This is a genomic window from Thalassotalea sp. PP2-459 (genome assembly GCF_001913705.1).
Taxonomy (GTDB): domain Bacteria; phylum Pseudomonadota; class Gammaproteobacteria; order Enterobacterales; family Alteromonadaceae; genus Thalassotalea_C; species Thalassotalea_C hakodatensis.
Window position 1 is genome coordinate 1 of the sequence record NZ_MKQD01000013.1, and the last position, 13,877, is coordinate 13,877.

A 13,877-nucleotide genomic window follows, 5' to 3' on the forward strand; every position below is an offset into this window, starting at 1 on the left:
ATGGGCAAATACCCATGCTGAGCTCAGTAGTGAAATGCAATAGCGTCGATGGTAGTGTGCCTCATGTGATAAGTAACGCCCATATGAGAGTAGGACATCATCAAGCTTCTATTCCAAAGAAAAGGCCGTCTAGTAAGACGGCTTTTTTTTATGGACAAAATACATGGAGTACTCTCACGAGTGTAGGGTTAAAAAGGTTAACAGACAACATGAACCGTTTCATGTTGGCCCATTTTAACCGAATGAGCTCTGCGAATTCGTGGGCCTGAATCAAGCTTCTATTAAGAGAAACCCGTAGGACAAGCTACAGGTTTTTTGCGTTTAGCTCGAAACAATTATCAAAGTTAAAGGTAATAACATTAGCATCACCTGACTCCATGCGCACATACTCGTCACAAACGTCCAGTAGTGAAAAGCAATAGCGCCGATGGAAGTGTGACTCATGTGATAAGTAACGCCCATGTGAGAGTAAGGTATCATCAAGCTTCTATTCAAAAAAAAGGTCGTCTAGTAAGACGGCCTTTATTTATGGACAAAATACATGGAGTACTCTCACTTGGTCGTTCTTTGCCATCCATGGTACCACGACATTAGTGAATCCTTTCACGCCAGCAGGGCGAAACATGATTTAGACACTAACTAAAAAGAACCGTAATTAAAGCTACGTTTTTTTGTTTCTATGATCTCTATTCTTGAGGTCATTTGACGATTCGTCAAATGTATATCAAGTAGCTGTTGTTTAATTCACGAAATATTCTTGCTATTAACGTAAAGCCATTAGTGCTTGCTAGTGTTCCATTTTATTGTTCCTTTTACACTAGGCAAATCAACGCTTAACGTTAAGGTTAAAGCCTCTATCTAAGTTTAAATAGGAGAAATACTTTGAAGTTATTATATGCCATTTTTTTATGGTTGAACTTAGGCTGGTCGTTAAATTCATTGCAAGCATCTGATGACTTAGCCACGCTCTTTAAAAAAGCATCTGTCGCATTAGCTATTGATTTAGACGAAGCGGAATCACTCATAGAGAAAGCACTATCGTTGGAACCCAACAACCCTGAAGTAAACTTTCTTTGTGGCCGGATAATGGGAAGGCAAGCAGAAGATGCTATTTTTACTGCAATGAGTTATGCCAATAAATCATTGTCTTGCTTAAAAAAAGCGGTTGAGTTTCAGCCTAATAAAATTGCTTATAGAATTGGATTACTTAAATTTTATTTGGGAGCACCTTCTATTGCTGGTGGTGATATAGAACTTGCATCAGAACAAGTAGCAGCTATTTATCAATTGAATTCAGTACAAGGTGCATTAGCTGAAATTAAGTTATTGCGTGAACAAGATAAAAAAGATGAATTAAAATCTAAATTGATTAAATGGTCAGCGAAGTATCCTAAGGTTAACGAGTTTACTTTTCGTCTCGGCTTGATATACCAAGAGGAAAGTAACTTTAGAGAAGCATTCAAAGTTTTTGAACAGGCAGCGTCCAGTCAAGAACAGCAAATATACTATCTGAATTCATTATATCAGCTGGGAAGAAACGCAGTTTTTAGTCACTATAATGTGCAAGAGGGTATTAATTCATTGCTCATTTTTATTGCCGAATCAGATGGCTATAAAGGTGTTCCTTCAAATGAATGGGCTGCACTTCGTTTAGCTCAGTTGTATCGATTGATTGAAAACGATGAAATGACAAGAAAATACGCCAAACTTGCTGAAAAAAGTGATGAACGCGAGTTGCATAGAGTACTTAAGAAAATATATAACGTTAGGTAAGACTATGATTAATATTAATGCATTAAAAACAGGTGAAGCTAGCATAGTACTATTATTGTTAGTATTGATACTTGAAGGGCCTGTTCGATTGTTTTTACAGCCTGACCCTTGGCTATTACATCCAACGCATTGGTACTTTAATCAACCAACAAGGTTATTGGTTGAACTTACTGTAGTAATTGTCGCACTGTTAGTGCTTTATAAATCGTTTGCCCGTTTATTGTTTATTCATAAAACATACATTCCTCTTATGATTGTTGCATCACTTAGCTCGGCATTAATTTTTGCTATTTTGGAGCTTGAACAATTAAAAGAAAGCTTTAATACGCCGCTAGGTAACATAATGTTATGGTTAATGACGGGTTTTATCATTGGTGTTGGCCAAGAAGTTGTTTATAGAGGGTTATTATTTACCTCATTGACAGCCTACTTTACAGCAAGGGGGTCATCATTAATTACAACGCTCATCTTTGTTATTGCACCACTGCATTCAATAAGGTTATGGGAGCTCTATAAATTAGAAGAATACCATGTTGTTTTGATTTTAATTACAATTTATGTAGCAGTAAGTTTCTTGTTTCAATGGTTAAGAGATAAAAGCAACAGTATAATTGTACCGGGGGTAGTCCATGGAGTCGGGAATGCAATTACATGGCTAGCAGTGTTTTCTTAGTTAATTTCTTCGATGAGTTATTAAGATGTATATAAAAAAAGCCCATGTTAAATATGGGCTTTTTTTATTTGAAATTATGTTGAGCTACGCTATTTTTTAGACTTACCAATTGAAATAACGAGTTGATCAAATTGTTTTACCTGATCCATTACTTGAACAACCATATCGTGTGTTGTTTCATATTCAGGAATAATAACAGCACTGTTTGTTAGGTTTTCAGCTAAGAAGCTCTCTATACGTGCACCTAATCGTTCAATATCTACTGGTTTGCCGTTAAATTTAATTTGTCCATTTTCACTAATTTGAACAACAACGGTAGGAGTAGCGTTATTAGGCGGGTTATTTTGCGCTTTTGGTCTATTTACTAAAATACCTTCTTCGCGAACAAAAGAGGTCGTTACGATAAAGAAAATCAATAATATAAATACAATATCCAACATTGGCGTCATATCTACTTCACTTTCGTTGGCTTCTTCTGCGTGTCTTCTTCTACTCATGGTTAACCCTTATTCTAACCGCAATGACTAATAATATTACGATTTACTTCGTATAGTTTTGATGTAATGTACTGATAAAATGGCTTATGGTCAATCTTTAATCTTAGAATTTACCTGCAAAATTATTATTTTTATAGTTGTTGTTTATTTCTTCAACGCTTAATGATCTTGAGTCGCCAGCTTTAAGGTTTTTATCAAGAGTGATATGACCAACACTAATGCGGTGTATGCTTAAAACTTTGTTTTGAAAACGGCCGAACATACGCTTAATTTGATGATATTTTCCTTCTTGAATGATAACCAAGGCTTTATAACTCGTCAGTATTTCAAGCTGCGCAGGTAATGTTGTTGCATTTTCATACTCAAAATACATGCCCTGGGCAAATGCTGTTGCATAATCTTGCGTTATAGGTTTATCAACAGTCACTAAGTACTGTTTTTCCACTTTAGCAGATGGGTTGGTTATTTGTTCAGACCATCGACTGTCATTGGTTAATAATATAAGCCCTGTGCTATTTAGGTCTAACCTTCCTACTATATGTAATTCGTTTTTATACGGAAAGTTTAATAAGTTAATAACGGTTTGGTGCTTATCGTCTTTTGTAGCTGATACCACACCTTTAGGCTTATTTAACATTAGGTAATAAGCTTCTTCAAAAGGTAATAGTTGTGTTTTTACAATAATTTTTGAAAATTTGTTAACAATTTCGTCTGCATTTTGAGTTGTTACTCCATCAACACTTATCTCTTGTTTTGCAAGTAAGCGTTTAACGTCTTTACGGGAAATGTTTAATGCTTGTGATATTCGCTTATCTAATCGCTGACGGTTTAATGCATTGTTGTTTGCCACGGTAGCACTCTCAAACATTGAAGTATTGGAATTGTATCAATTCTATAAATATATTTTAAATCTTAAACTGTCGATGCCATAGCATTTAATGACAAAATAAAAGGTAAATAATAGATATAGTATTTTCTTTGAACTAGACATTAGGCATGGGTGGTAAAAGGTAGAAGGTGCTTGCACCGCTATAATTAACTGAAATCAAAACATAAATAAATTGGTGGACAGTACTGGGTTTGAACTTGTGATTCGGCTCGGGTGGTAAAAAGTAGAAGGTGCTCGCACCGCTATAATTAACTGAAATCAAAACATAAAAAAGTGGTGGGCAGTACTGGGTTTGAACTTGTGATTTGGCGTGGGTGGTAAAAGGTAGAAGGTGCTCGCACCGCTATAATTAACTGAAATCAAAACATAAAGAAATTGGTGGACGATACTGGGCTTGAACTTGTGATTCGGCATGGGTGGTAAAAGGTAGAAGGTGCTTGCACCGCTATAATTAACTGAAATCAAAACATAAAAAAGTGGTGGGCAGTACTGGGTTTGAACTTGTGATTCGGCTCGGGTGGTAAAAGGTAGAAGGTGCTTGCACCGCTATAATTAACTGAAATCAAAACATAAAGAAATTGGTGGACGATACTGGGCTTGAACCAGTGACCCCCGCCTTGTAAGGGCGGTGCTCTCCCAACTGAGCTAATCGTCCTAATAGGAACAGATATAATTAAAGAAGTGGTGGACGATACTGGGCTTGAACCAGTGACCCCCGCCTTGTAAGGGCGGTGCTCTCCCAACTGAGCTAATCGTCCTAATTATATCTAACAGAAACGCCAAACTTCAAAAGAAGTGGTGGACGGTACTGGGCTTGAACCAGTGACCCCCGCCTTGTAAGGGCGGTGCTCTCCCAACTGAGCTAACCGTCCGTCTCTGTGGTGGCGTATTATAGGGAGATCGTATTTACTGTCAATACAATCACGTTAATTTTTTTAGTTTTTTTGTTAAATTTAAACCAAATGAAGAATATTTCATCAGACTGGGTGTTTTATCACCTTTTTCATTTATCTGCAGTGTTCAAAGGTGTTAACCATCGGAATAGCCTGTTAAAATATCATTATTATTTTATCCTGGTTTTGTTTAAATAAAACCGTTTTCTGTTTTAGTGAGATTGATATGAGCCTAACAACTCGATTTGCACCTAGCCCTACAGGGTATTTACATGTCGGTGGTGCCCGCACTGCCCTTTATAGTTGGTTATATGCACAGAAGAACGGCGGTGAATTTATTCTTCGTATTGAAGATACTGATTTAGAGCGCTCTACTCAAGAATCTGTAGATGCCATTATGGATGGTATGAACTGGCTGAATTTGTCTTGGACTAAGGGCCCGTACTTTCAAACTGAGCGTTTTGATCGTTATAAAGAAGTCATTCAACAACTGATTGTTTCAGGTAATGCATATCGTTGTTACTCAACAGCAGAAGAAGTTGAAGCAATGCGTGAAGAAGCTCGCGCTAAAGGTGAGAAAGAAAAATATAACGGTATATGGCGTGAAAGAACCGATTACCCAGAGGATAAGCCATTTGTCATTCGCTTTAAGAACCCTCTTGACGGTAGCGTTGTGATTAATGACTTAGTTAAAGGCGATATCGTCATTTCAAACGAAGAACTTGACGATTTAATTATTGCGCGTTCAGATGGGTCACCAACGTATAATTTAACGGTTGTTGTTGATGATTGGGATATGGGGGTTACACATGTCGTTCGTGGTGACGATCATGTGAACAATACGCCTCGTCAAATTAATATATTAAAAGCGTTAGGCGCCCCATTACCAGAATATGCCCACATTCCCATGATATTAGGAGACGATGGCAAACGTTTGTCAAAACGTCATGGTGCGGTTTCTGTGATGCAATATCGTGATGATGGGTATTTACCTGAAGCATTACTGAATTATTTAGTGCGTTTAGGTTGGTCTCATGGTGATCAAGAGATTTTTTCTCGTGAAGAAATGATCGAATTGTTTGATTTAACTGGTTGCAATAGGGCACCTTCAGCCTTTAACACTGATAAATTGATTTGGGTAAATCAGCACTATATGAAATCACTTGATCCAGAATATGTTGCCGAACATTTAGCTTGGCACATGAAAGAGCAAGGTATTTCAACAGAAAGTGGGCCTGCATTAAGTGAAATTGTTAAGGTGCAAGCAGATCGCGTAAAAACGCTAAAAGAAATGGCAGAAATATCACGTTACTTTTATCAAGATTTTACCGAGTTTGACGCTACTGCCGCGAAAAAGCATTTGCGACCTGTAGCGGAACAACCATTACAACTTGTTAGAGAAAAGTTATCGTTAGTGTCTGATTGGACACCAGAAGCTATTCAACAAGCAATTAATGCAACAGCAGAAGAGCTTGAATTAGGCATGGGTAAAGTAGGTATGCCATTGCGTGTAGCCGCAACTGGTGCTGGTAATTCTCCTTCGTTAGATGTGACACTTGCTTTGTTACCTCAGGAAAAGGTATTAACAAGAATAGATATGGCATTAGCAGTAATTGAAGTACGAAAAGCGAATAGTTAATGTTGTTTATAATCACTTAAGCGCCTTTAATGGCGCTTTTTTTGCAAAAAAATTTAGTAAAAACAGGTAAACCAGTGTGTTGCTTGTTTTTAGTACGCCTGCAACGAGGAAAAAACATTATTCGCAAATATATCAAGCTGTTCTAAGATATTCCTAGGTTGTTCATTTTTATTTATTGTGCTAAATACTGGTACGATCAGATTAAAAATATAACAAATTAAAACGGATATTAGCTGGGGAGTTAGATCGTGAAAGTTACCATTAAAAAGGCATTAAAGCCTGCCATCGCTATAGGTATAGCAAGTTTAGTTTCAGCCTGTGGCAACGATTATAAATATGAAAGTGTTAACCAATTAGCACCTGCGGAACCAGAAACACCTACACCACCAACAACTAAGGCACCTTTACCTACGTTTGCGCCTGAAGGTATGTTGTCAGCAAATATACGATGGACAGACTACGGTGTACCGCACGTTAAAGCCGACAATTTAGAAAGCTTGGCTTACGGGGTAGGTTATGCATACGCTAAAGATAATATTTGTATACTTGCAGACCAAGTCGTGAAATATAATTCACAGCGTTCAATGTATTTCGGACCCGATTTAAATCCTGGTTCTGGTGATTCAGAACATCTTATCAATGACTTTGGTTACCTTGCTCTTGGCATTAGAAAACAGGCAGAGCAACACTTTAATGGTATGTCAGAAAATAGCCGCGCGCTGTTAACTGGCTATGCCGCTGGTTATAACAAATATTTAAGTGATAACACCGACGACGTTGATTTAAGCTGTGCTGGGCAGCCTTGGTTACAACCTATCACCAACATAGATGTACTAACTTATTCTTTAGGTGTTGCATTATTACCCGGTGCTGCAAACTTTTTAGGCCCAATGTTTTTAGCTGCACCTCCTGGAGAAAGCTATTTACCTTACCCTAAAGCAGCGAATGCTTCTGCAAGTTCAATCAAGTATGCACCAAAGGTGAAAATGCCAGAGCGTAATCCATTAGATTTAGGTTCTAATGGTTGGGGTTTAGGGAAAGATAAAACAGAAAATGGTAAAGGTATGGTATTGGCTAATCCTCATTTTCCACATACGGGGAACTTAAGATTTTGGCAGTTTCATAGCATTATTCCTGAGCATATGAATGTTATGGGAGGCTCTTTATCTGGTATGCCAGGCGTAGTGAATATTGGCTTTAATGATAATGTTGCATGGACTCATACTTTTTCGACCGCAGAGCATTTTGTGGTTTATCAATTGACCTTAGATGGATCTCTACCTGGTAACAATCAAGTCATTGATGGTGCTCCTCGAGCAATTGAAGAGCAAGAGCTTGTGATTGATGTTGCTGTTGCGCCAGGTCAAACGATTAAGTTAGCGAAGAAAAGTTACTCAACGGTTCAAGGCCCGATGATCGTTGTACCAGGTAACTTTGAATGGTCAGCAAGTGGTGCCTATGCAATTAAAGACGCTAATTTAGGAAATTTTGATATTGTTGATCATTGGCTAGCGATGAATGTTGCTAGCAACATGGATGAATTTAAGCAGGCCTTTAAGTCACATGATGGCGTTATTTTTAATAATACGATGTCAGCTGATAAAGAAGGCAATGTCTTTTATATTGATGATTCAACCGTGCCTAACCTATCTGATACCGCTATTCATGAGCTAACAACTAACCCATTACTGATTGGCGCTAAACAGCTTGCAGGATTTACAGTTTTACCTGGTCATATTTCAGCATTTGTTTATGAAGGGGCTGTACCGTACGATAACGCGCCAAAATATGAAGGAAGTGACTACGTACAAAACTCTAACGATAGTTTTTGGCTTACTAATGCTGAATCTCCTATCACGGGGGTTTCTCCATTATACGGCCAAGTAGGAAATCAACAGTCTTTACGTTCAAGAATGGCGCATAAGCTTTTAGCTGATGCAGCTGGAGACGATGGATTATTTACAATCGAGGAAGTAGAAAATGCATTGCTTGGTAATCGTAATTATTTAGGTGAAGCGGTATTAACGGATCTATTAGCTGCATGTACCGAGCAAGGTAGTACACCAGTAAATGGCACGGATATTAGCGCAGGTTGTGGTGCTTTATCGGCATGGGATGGCACAATGAACTTAAACAGTAGTGCAGCTCACTTGTTTAGAGAGTTTGCATTTCAATTTTCGACTAGCCCTCAGTGGTCTGTGCCTTTTAATGTAGAAGACCCCATAAATACACCAAATACACTTGCTTCAAATACCACTATTTTAGCGCACTTTGCCACGGCGATTGAAAAAGTACAACAAGCAGGAATCGCCTTAGATGCAACGCTTGGTCAGGTGCAGTTTGTTGAGCGTAGCTTACCTAACGGACAAGCGTCAGGTGTTAAATATCCTTGGGGTGGAGCGCATAATATTGAAGGTGGTTTTAATGTCTTTAATAACCGTCGTCATACGGCAAATAATGGTACGTTATTACCAAATCATGGTTATGAAACACAAGACAATACTTCAATCTTAAGTACAGAAGCTGGTGGTTATCATATTGGATACGGTAGTAGCTGGATGACCGTAGTAAACTTTACGGATGAAGGACCTAAAGCGAAAGGTTTATTAACGTACTCGCAATCTAGAGCTTACGGTACTGAACATAGTGCTGATCAAACTCAGCTTTATTCAATGGAGCCGCAGCTTAGGCCGTTACGATTTACTGAGTCAGAAATTGAAGCGAATAAAATTAACGAAATTACTATTACAAACGCGCAATAAAATTTAATAACGCATAAAAAACGAGTGTTAATCACTCGTTTTTTTATGTTTGTTGATAAAAATATTACAATCACCAGAATGGGTATTATCAATGAGGTATTGTATTTTCCATTGTTTATCGGTGTGAATTAGTTGAAAACTATTTACACCGCAATGACTTAATTTACCATCAATATAAAAAGCATAAGGGGTCCAAATACTCGCGAGGTTATCGCTAACATGGATAGAAATTGATAATAATTTTTCATCCAAATATTTCTCCGATGTATCAACAAACTGCGCAAACTTTGGTAGTGCAGAGTGTGTTACAACGTTTTCGATTGTAACTCTTTCCAGGTGAGCGCCTTTCGTAAATTGCGCCAATAACTTATCACCATCATGTTCACGCATTGCATCAAATAAGTGGTTAATTGGTTTTAACGCACCATTTTCTTGCGCAAAAATTTGAGTTGTCAGAAGTAAAGTCAGCAGAGGTAGGAAGGTATATTTCATTGATTGTCCTTATTATTGTTTGTTTTTTATAGTAATCGATCATCACAAAAGTTAAATAGCGAAAGCATATGCATTTGTAACGAGTTATAATGACTAGGTAATCGTATAAGTATTGTAATATATAAGGTAATAATTTTGCATTTTAATGACTTTGGTTTTGACAAACGTTTAATGTCTACAATAGAGCATTTAGGTTTTGAACAACCAACAGATATTCAACACCAAGCAATACCGTTAGCAATGCAGGGGCATGATTTAATAGCCTCAAGCAAAACGGGCTCAGGAAAAACACTAGCGTTTATATTGCCTGCAATGCATAGAATTTCTAAAATGCGTGCGCTTTCAAAAAAAGATCCAAGAGTGGTGATATTGACGCCAACACGCGAGTTGGCGAAGCAAGTTTTCAATCAGCTTCGCTTATTTACAAGTGGTAGTGCGTTTAAAGCAGCGTTGATCCTTGGTGGTGAAAATTTTAATGACCAAGTAAAGGTATTAGAGAAAGATCCGCATTTTGTTGTCGCTACGCCAGGCCGTTTAACGGATCATTTAACCAAAGGACATTTTTATTTAAATGGTTTAGAAATGTTAATTCTTGATGAAGCTGATCGTATGCTTGATTTAGGTTTCTCAAAAGAATTAAATCTTATCAATGATCGCGCCGATCATCGAAAGCGTCAAACATTAATGTTTTCAGCAACATTAGATCACGCACAAGTAAATGAATTTGCTTTAAAGCTTTTAAATAAACCTAAACGAGTTGCAATAGGCGCTGCCCATACTGAGCATAAAGATATTAATAAACGCTTTTACTTAGCGGATAACCTTGACCAAAAACAAGTATTGTTAACGCACTTTCTCTCGAAAGAAATATCACAACAGTTGATTATATTTACTGCGACACGTTCAGATACGGAAAGGTTAGCGACCGAATTAGAACAGCAAGGACACAATACTGTTGCCTTAAGCGGCGAGTTATCGCAAAGCAAGCGTAACCAAATTATGGAAAGTTTTGCTAAAGGGCAGCATAAAATATTGATCACTACAGATCTTGCCTCAAGAGGCTTAGACTTAACCAATGTTTCTCACGTCATTAATTTTGATTTACCTAAACATACTGAAGAATTTGTTCACCGAATAGGGCGAACTGGCCGCGCTGGTAATAAAGGTGATGCCATTTCATTTGTTGGACCGAAAGATTGGTTAAGTTTTAAAAATATAGAAGCTTTTTTACAACAGTCATTTACCTTTTCAACAGTTGAAGGTATTAACGTTAAATTTTCTGGTCTAAAACCGAAAAAAGCGAGTAATGCAAAAAATAAAGTCAATAAGCCGAAACAAGAAAAAGCCGCAGTTAAAAAATTACCACCCAAAAAAGTAAGAAAAGTTAACTTTGAAAAAGATGTTGGTGATTTACCTATATTGAAACATAGCCGTGTAAAGTCTTATAATGACATTGATCGTGATGATGAAGGTTGAGGAACAACCTCTCATCACTTAAGTATTTTTTAAAGTCATGAGGTATGAAAATGGCAAGGAAGTTCGAAATCATAGAAAAAGACTGGTACAAACGCCGTACAATATTAGGTAAAGATATAAAGCCAGTGCATGTAGCGATACCTGATTATCAGCCGGTTCATAATTATATTTGTAATATGATTGTTAGTTATGATGACGATTCATTAAAAACCTTGATTGCTCGCGTGTTGTATAATGAATTAACGAGTAAGTGGACTGTCGATGGTATGGAGGTTTCGGTAACGGTCATCGAAATGTCTAACGAAAATGCCGGCGATATGTTTAATCGACAAGTAGGTTAAGTATGGCAAATACGGCTAGCTGTTTGTGTGGGAAAATAACTTTTTTTGTGCAAGAGTTTATGTCGGCTGTGGCTCATTGTCATTGTACTATGTGTCGTAAATTTCATGGTGCGGCATTTTCTACTTTTGCAGAGGTTAGCCTTAACCATATTACTTTTACTCGTGGTGAAGCGTTGCTTCAAAGCTACGTTGCCGATAATAACAGTGTAAGAAAATTCTGCAAATGTTGTGGGTCAAGTCTGATCTTCGAATCAGCATTTAATCGCTCAGATAATACCATTGAAGTGGCACTCGCAGCGTTTGATCATATTGAAACGATAAAGCCTAACGCACATATTTATGTCGCAAATAAAGCACCATGGTTTGAAATCACAGACAACATACCTCAATTTAAACATTTTAGAGTATAAAATTTACAATCGGTGTAACTTAACACCGACTGCTGATGTAAGGGTTAGGTGGTGGCTACAAAATTACCATGAAATCCTAATGGTATATGGTAGGGTAGCCAAGCTCGACAAACAGGGCCATTTGATAGCTCTTTCACATCAAAAATATTTAAACAGGTTCTTTTAGACGGTACATGTAAGGCTGTACCTAGTAAATAACCTTCACCTTCTTTATTTGTTGGGCTAACGGCAATATGTTCTTCTACTAGAAAATCTTTACCGTAAATATATTGCTGAATCTTTCCATTTGAAACGTGGTAGTTAGAAACAGTATCATTCCAAAGCATTGTTTCTGTTGAGCCAATGGTATAAAGCTCATGGTTTCTCAAACCAACCTTTGTCTCATTAATACGTGGAAATTCGCTATTTTCCCCGATGTAGTCATGCTGCACTGTGCCATTGGGCTTTAAAGTAAACAATGTTGTTTTAGCAGTACTTAAAGATTTTGGGTTTAAGCCTTTCATTAGCGTATTCATGTGATGTAAAACATCAACACTTGAATACAAACTGGCATCAAAGTGAATGCTGCCATCGCTTTCCTCCCAAGCATTTCCATAATGAAAAGCAAACCCTGATGGTAGGTCAAAACGTTTCTTTAACGTTAAGGTAGCTTTATCGACGACTAAAACCTGCATGGGTAATGCATCGTTAAATTCAATTGCATTGAAAAAGCCTGATGTTGTATTGTTTTTTTCTAATGAGGGTAAAATAAGTAAAATATGTTTATGGGTTATCAGGAAGTCATGCAACATACCACCGCGATAGCTAGTTTTTATTAAATTAACATTGCGAGTAATGCCTTTGGCATTTAACTGATAAAGCACAATGTGACCGGTATGTGACATACCGAAATTCCAGATATCACCATTAGCTTCAATTTTTGGATGCGCTGAAAATGCCAAACCTTTTAGAGTATTGCCGTAATCGCTATTTTTTCCTAAGTTAACGTATTCTAAAGTGCTAAGATCTTCTTTTGAAATCGCAACAGGTGAGCCTGCTTCCCATAACGCCCATATTTCACCATTAACGGGAATAATATTTGTGTTTGCGGTATTTATTGTTTCAGGCGTAGAAACGGGCAAGCCATTAGTTACTCGGCTATCTGGCCCAGAATATAGAAATTTACCCGCTTGTTGCTCTTGTTGATATTTACGAGTCTTTACGAATTTTCCTCGATGATAAATTTCTCCATTGTTAAAATGAAAATCTTGGATCATGCCATCGCCTTCAAACAAATGCTGATATCGTTGTTGGCCCCGTTCAAATAATGCAGCACCATTGCGATAAAAGTTGCCTTTAATATCTTTGGGAATTGTACCTTCTATGGTTAATCGTGTTTTAGAGAATTCCTGATGGGTACCCTGAAAGCCGATAAGTTTTGGGTTGTTAAGCAGTGCTTTATCAAACAAAGCTTTATTTTCAGCGAGCGAGTCTTTTTCTTGTAGCATAAACGCTGCAATAGACTCTGTTGTTGGTAGCATGGTTGTGGCTGCTCCCACAACTAAAGACTTTAATGCTTGGCGTCGTTCCATTGTTAACCCCTTAGTAGATGACTGTAGAGTGGGTGATTACATCACTATCGACAATACTCACTTTCATATCCTGATACTTGGCTGGGCCGAAATTTCCTTTTGCATTATTTGAGTAACCGTAGCCTTCTGTTGGAATGCCAATTAAGTTAGTCGCTAATTGGTTATCGCTATTTTCATCGTGAAAATAACGAATGGCATATTCACCATTTTCTAAGTTGCTAAAGGTGAGTATCAGCGTGCCTTCTTTCGCCATTGATTGTTGAGCCATCATTGGCTTATTAGCTTGATAATTTGATTCACCCTTAAACAGTTGCGCCAATATTTTACCTTGATTACTTTTGACTTCTCGAATTTCTAATTGCAAAGAGTGGCTAAAAACATTTGCTGATAAAGTCAATAATGTTGTGGCAATTGTTAGTTTAATTTTCATTTTCTCTCCAGAATGTTAATTTAAGATTTGT

12 protein-coding genes and 3 tRNA genes are annotated in these 13,877 nt (G+C 37.5%); 7 read left to right on the forward strand and 8 right to left on the reverse strand.

The genetic code is table 11. From position 1 onward, the window contains the following. Positions 1 to 882 precede the first annotated feature (882 nt). On the forward strand, positions 883 to 1,773 hold the full coding sequence (locus tag BI291_RS01440) for a hypothetical protein (RefSeq protein ID WP_074495741.1): 891 nt from the start codon (positions 883 to 885) through the stop codon (positions 1,771 to 1,773). A gap of 4 nt (positions 1,774 to 1,777) precedes the next feature. Beyond that, positions 1,778 to 2,446, forward strand: a complete 669-nt coding sequence (locus tag BI291_RS01445) for a CPBP family intramembrane glutamic endopeptidase (protein ID WP_074495744.1) — start codon at positions 1,778 to 1,780, stop codon at positions 2,444 to 2,446. A gap of 89 nt (positions 2,447 to 2,535) precedes the next feature. Here the strand turns inward: BI291_RS01445 and BI291_RS01450 are convergent, their stop codons facing one another. The 5 genes from BI291_RS01450 to BI291_RS01470 form a co-directional block, all read right to left on the reverse strand. Further along, positions 2,536 to 2,943: a biopolymer transporter ExbD gene (locus BI291_RS01450; RefSeq protein WP_074495748.1), complete on the reverse strand. Its 408-nt coding sequence runs from the start codon at positions 2,941 to 2,943 to the stop codon at positions 2,536 to 2,538. A gap of 103 nt (positions 2,944 to 3,046) precedes the next feature. After that, complete coding sequence (locus BI291_RS01455; protein WP_254849501.1) at positions 3,047 to 3,793, reverse strand: pseudouridine synthase; 747 nt, start codon at positions 3,791 to 3,793, stop codon at positions 3,047 to 3,049. A gap of 618 nt (positions 3,794 to 4,411) precedes the next feature. Then, positions 4,412 to 4,487, reverse strand: a tRNA-Val gene (locus tag BI291_RS01460). A gap of 27 nt (positions 4,488 to 4,514) precedes the next feature. Next, positions 4,515 to 4,590: transfer RNA gene (locus BI291_RS01465), tRNA-Val, on the reverse strand. Positions 4,591 to 4,628: 38 nt separating this feature from the next. Further along, a tRNA-Val gene (locus BI291_RS01470) sits at positions 4,629 to 4,704 on the reverse strand. Positions 4,705 to 4,951: 247 nt separating this feature from the next. On the opposite strand from BI291_RS01470, the gene gltX reads away from it, so the two are divergent. Continuing rightward, positions 4,952 to 6,364 (forward strand): glutamate--tRNA ligase, encoded by a 1,413-nt coding sequence (gltX, locus tag BI291_RS01475; protein WP_074495753.1) that lies wholly within the window; start codon positions 4,952 to 4,954, stop codon positions 6,362 to 6,364. A 248-nt stretch (positions 6,365 to 6,612) separates the two neighbouring features. Continuing rightward, positions 6,613 to 9,126, forward strand: a complete 2,514-nt coding sequence (locus BI291_RS01480; RefSeq protein WP_074495754.1) for an acylase — start codon at positions 6,613 to 6,615, stop codon at positions 9,124 to 9,126. 27 nt (positions 9,127 to 9,153) lie between these two features. Here the strand turns inward: BI291_RS01480 and BI291_RS01485 are convergent, their stop codons facing one another. Beyond that, positions 9,154 to 9,618, reverse strand: coding sequence for a hypothetical protein (locus BI291_RS01485; RefSeq protein WP_074495757.1), 465 nt, complete (start codon positions 9,616 to 9,618; stop codon positions 9,154 to 9,156). Positions 9,619 to 9,753: 135 nt separating this feature from the next. Here BI291_RS01485 and BI291_RS01490 point away from each other — a divergent pair, with 135 nt between their 5' ends. Genes BI291_RS01490 through BI291_RS01500 form a run of 3 tightly spaced genes read left to right on the forward strand, consistent with a single transcriptional unit; the run spans position 9,754 to position 11,845 of the window. After that, positions 9,754 to 11,094 (forward strand): DEAD/DEAH box helicase, encoded by a 1,341-nt coding sequence (locus tag BI291_RS01490; RefSeq protein ID WP_074495759.1) that lies wholly within the window; start codon positions 9,754 to 9,756, stop codon positions 11,092 to 11,094. Positions 11,095 to 11,144: 50 nt separating this feature from the next. After that, entirely contained in the window at positions 11,145 to 11,435 is a 291-nt protein-coding gene (locus tag BI291_RS01495) for a hypothetical protein (protein WP_074495762.1), read from the forward strand. Positions 11,436 to 11,437: 2 nt separating this feature from the next. Further along, the gene (locus tag BI291_RS01500) at positions 11,438 to 11,845 is read left to right on the forward strand and encodes a GFA family protein (protein ID WP_074495764.1); all 408 of its coding nucleotides are present in this window, start codon (positions 11,438 to 11,440) and stop codon (positions 11,843 to 11,845) included. A gap of 44 nt (positions 11,846 to 11,889) precedes the next feature. On the opposite strand, the gene BI291_RS01505 is transcribed toward BI291_RS01500, so the two are convergent. Together BI291_RS01505 and BI291_RS01510 are read right to left on the reverse strand one after the other, a co-directional pair. Next, positions 11,890 to 13,416 (reverse strand): carotenoid oxygenase family protein, encoded by a 1,527-nt coding sequence (locus BI291_RS01505; protein ID WP_074495767.1) that lies wholly within the window; start codon positions 13,414 to 13,416, stop codon positions 11,890 to 11,892. Between the two features lie 10 nt (positions 13,417 to 13,426). Beyond that, entirely contained in the window at positions 13,427 to 13,846 is a 420-nt protein-coding gene (locus BI291_RS01510) for a DUF2141 domain-containing protein (protein WP_074495769.1), read from the reverse strand. Between the last annotated feature and the right edge of the window lie 31 nt (positions 13,847 to 13,877).

Bases quoted from the DNA above. Each gene is read 5' to 3' on its own strand.
- BI291_RS01445 (WP_074495744.1), top strand. From the start codon at position 1,778: ATGATTAATATTAATGCATTAAAAACAGGTGAAGCTAGCATAGTACTA.
- BI291_RS01450 (WP_074495748.1), bottom strand. From the start codon at position 2,943: ATGAGTAGAAGAAGACACGCAGAAGAAGCCAACGAAAGTGAAGTAGAT.
- gltX (WP_074495753.1), top strand. From the start codon at position 4,952: ATGAGCCTAACAACTCGATTTGCACCTAGCCCTACAGGGTATTTACAT.
- BI291_RS01485 (WP_074495757.1), bottom strand. From the start codon at position 9,618: ATGAAATATACCTTCCTACCTCTGCTGACTTTACTTCTGACAACTCAA.
- BI291_RS01495 (WP_074495762.1), top strand. From the start codon at position 11,145: ATGGCAAGGAAGTTCGAAATCATAGAAAAAGACTGGTACAAACGCCGT.
- BI291_RS01500 (WP_074495764.1), top strand. From the start codon at position 11,438: ATGGCAAATACGGCTAGCTGTTTGTGTGGGAAAATAACTTTTTTTGTG.
- BI291_RS01505 (WP_074495767.1), bottom strand. From the start codon at position 13,416: ATGGAACGACGCCAAGCATTAAAGTCTTTAGTTGTGGGAGCAGCCACA.
- BI291_RS01510 (WP_074495769.1), bottom strand. From the start codon at position 13,846: ATGAAAATTAAACTAACAATTGCCACAACATTATTGACTTTATCAGCA.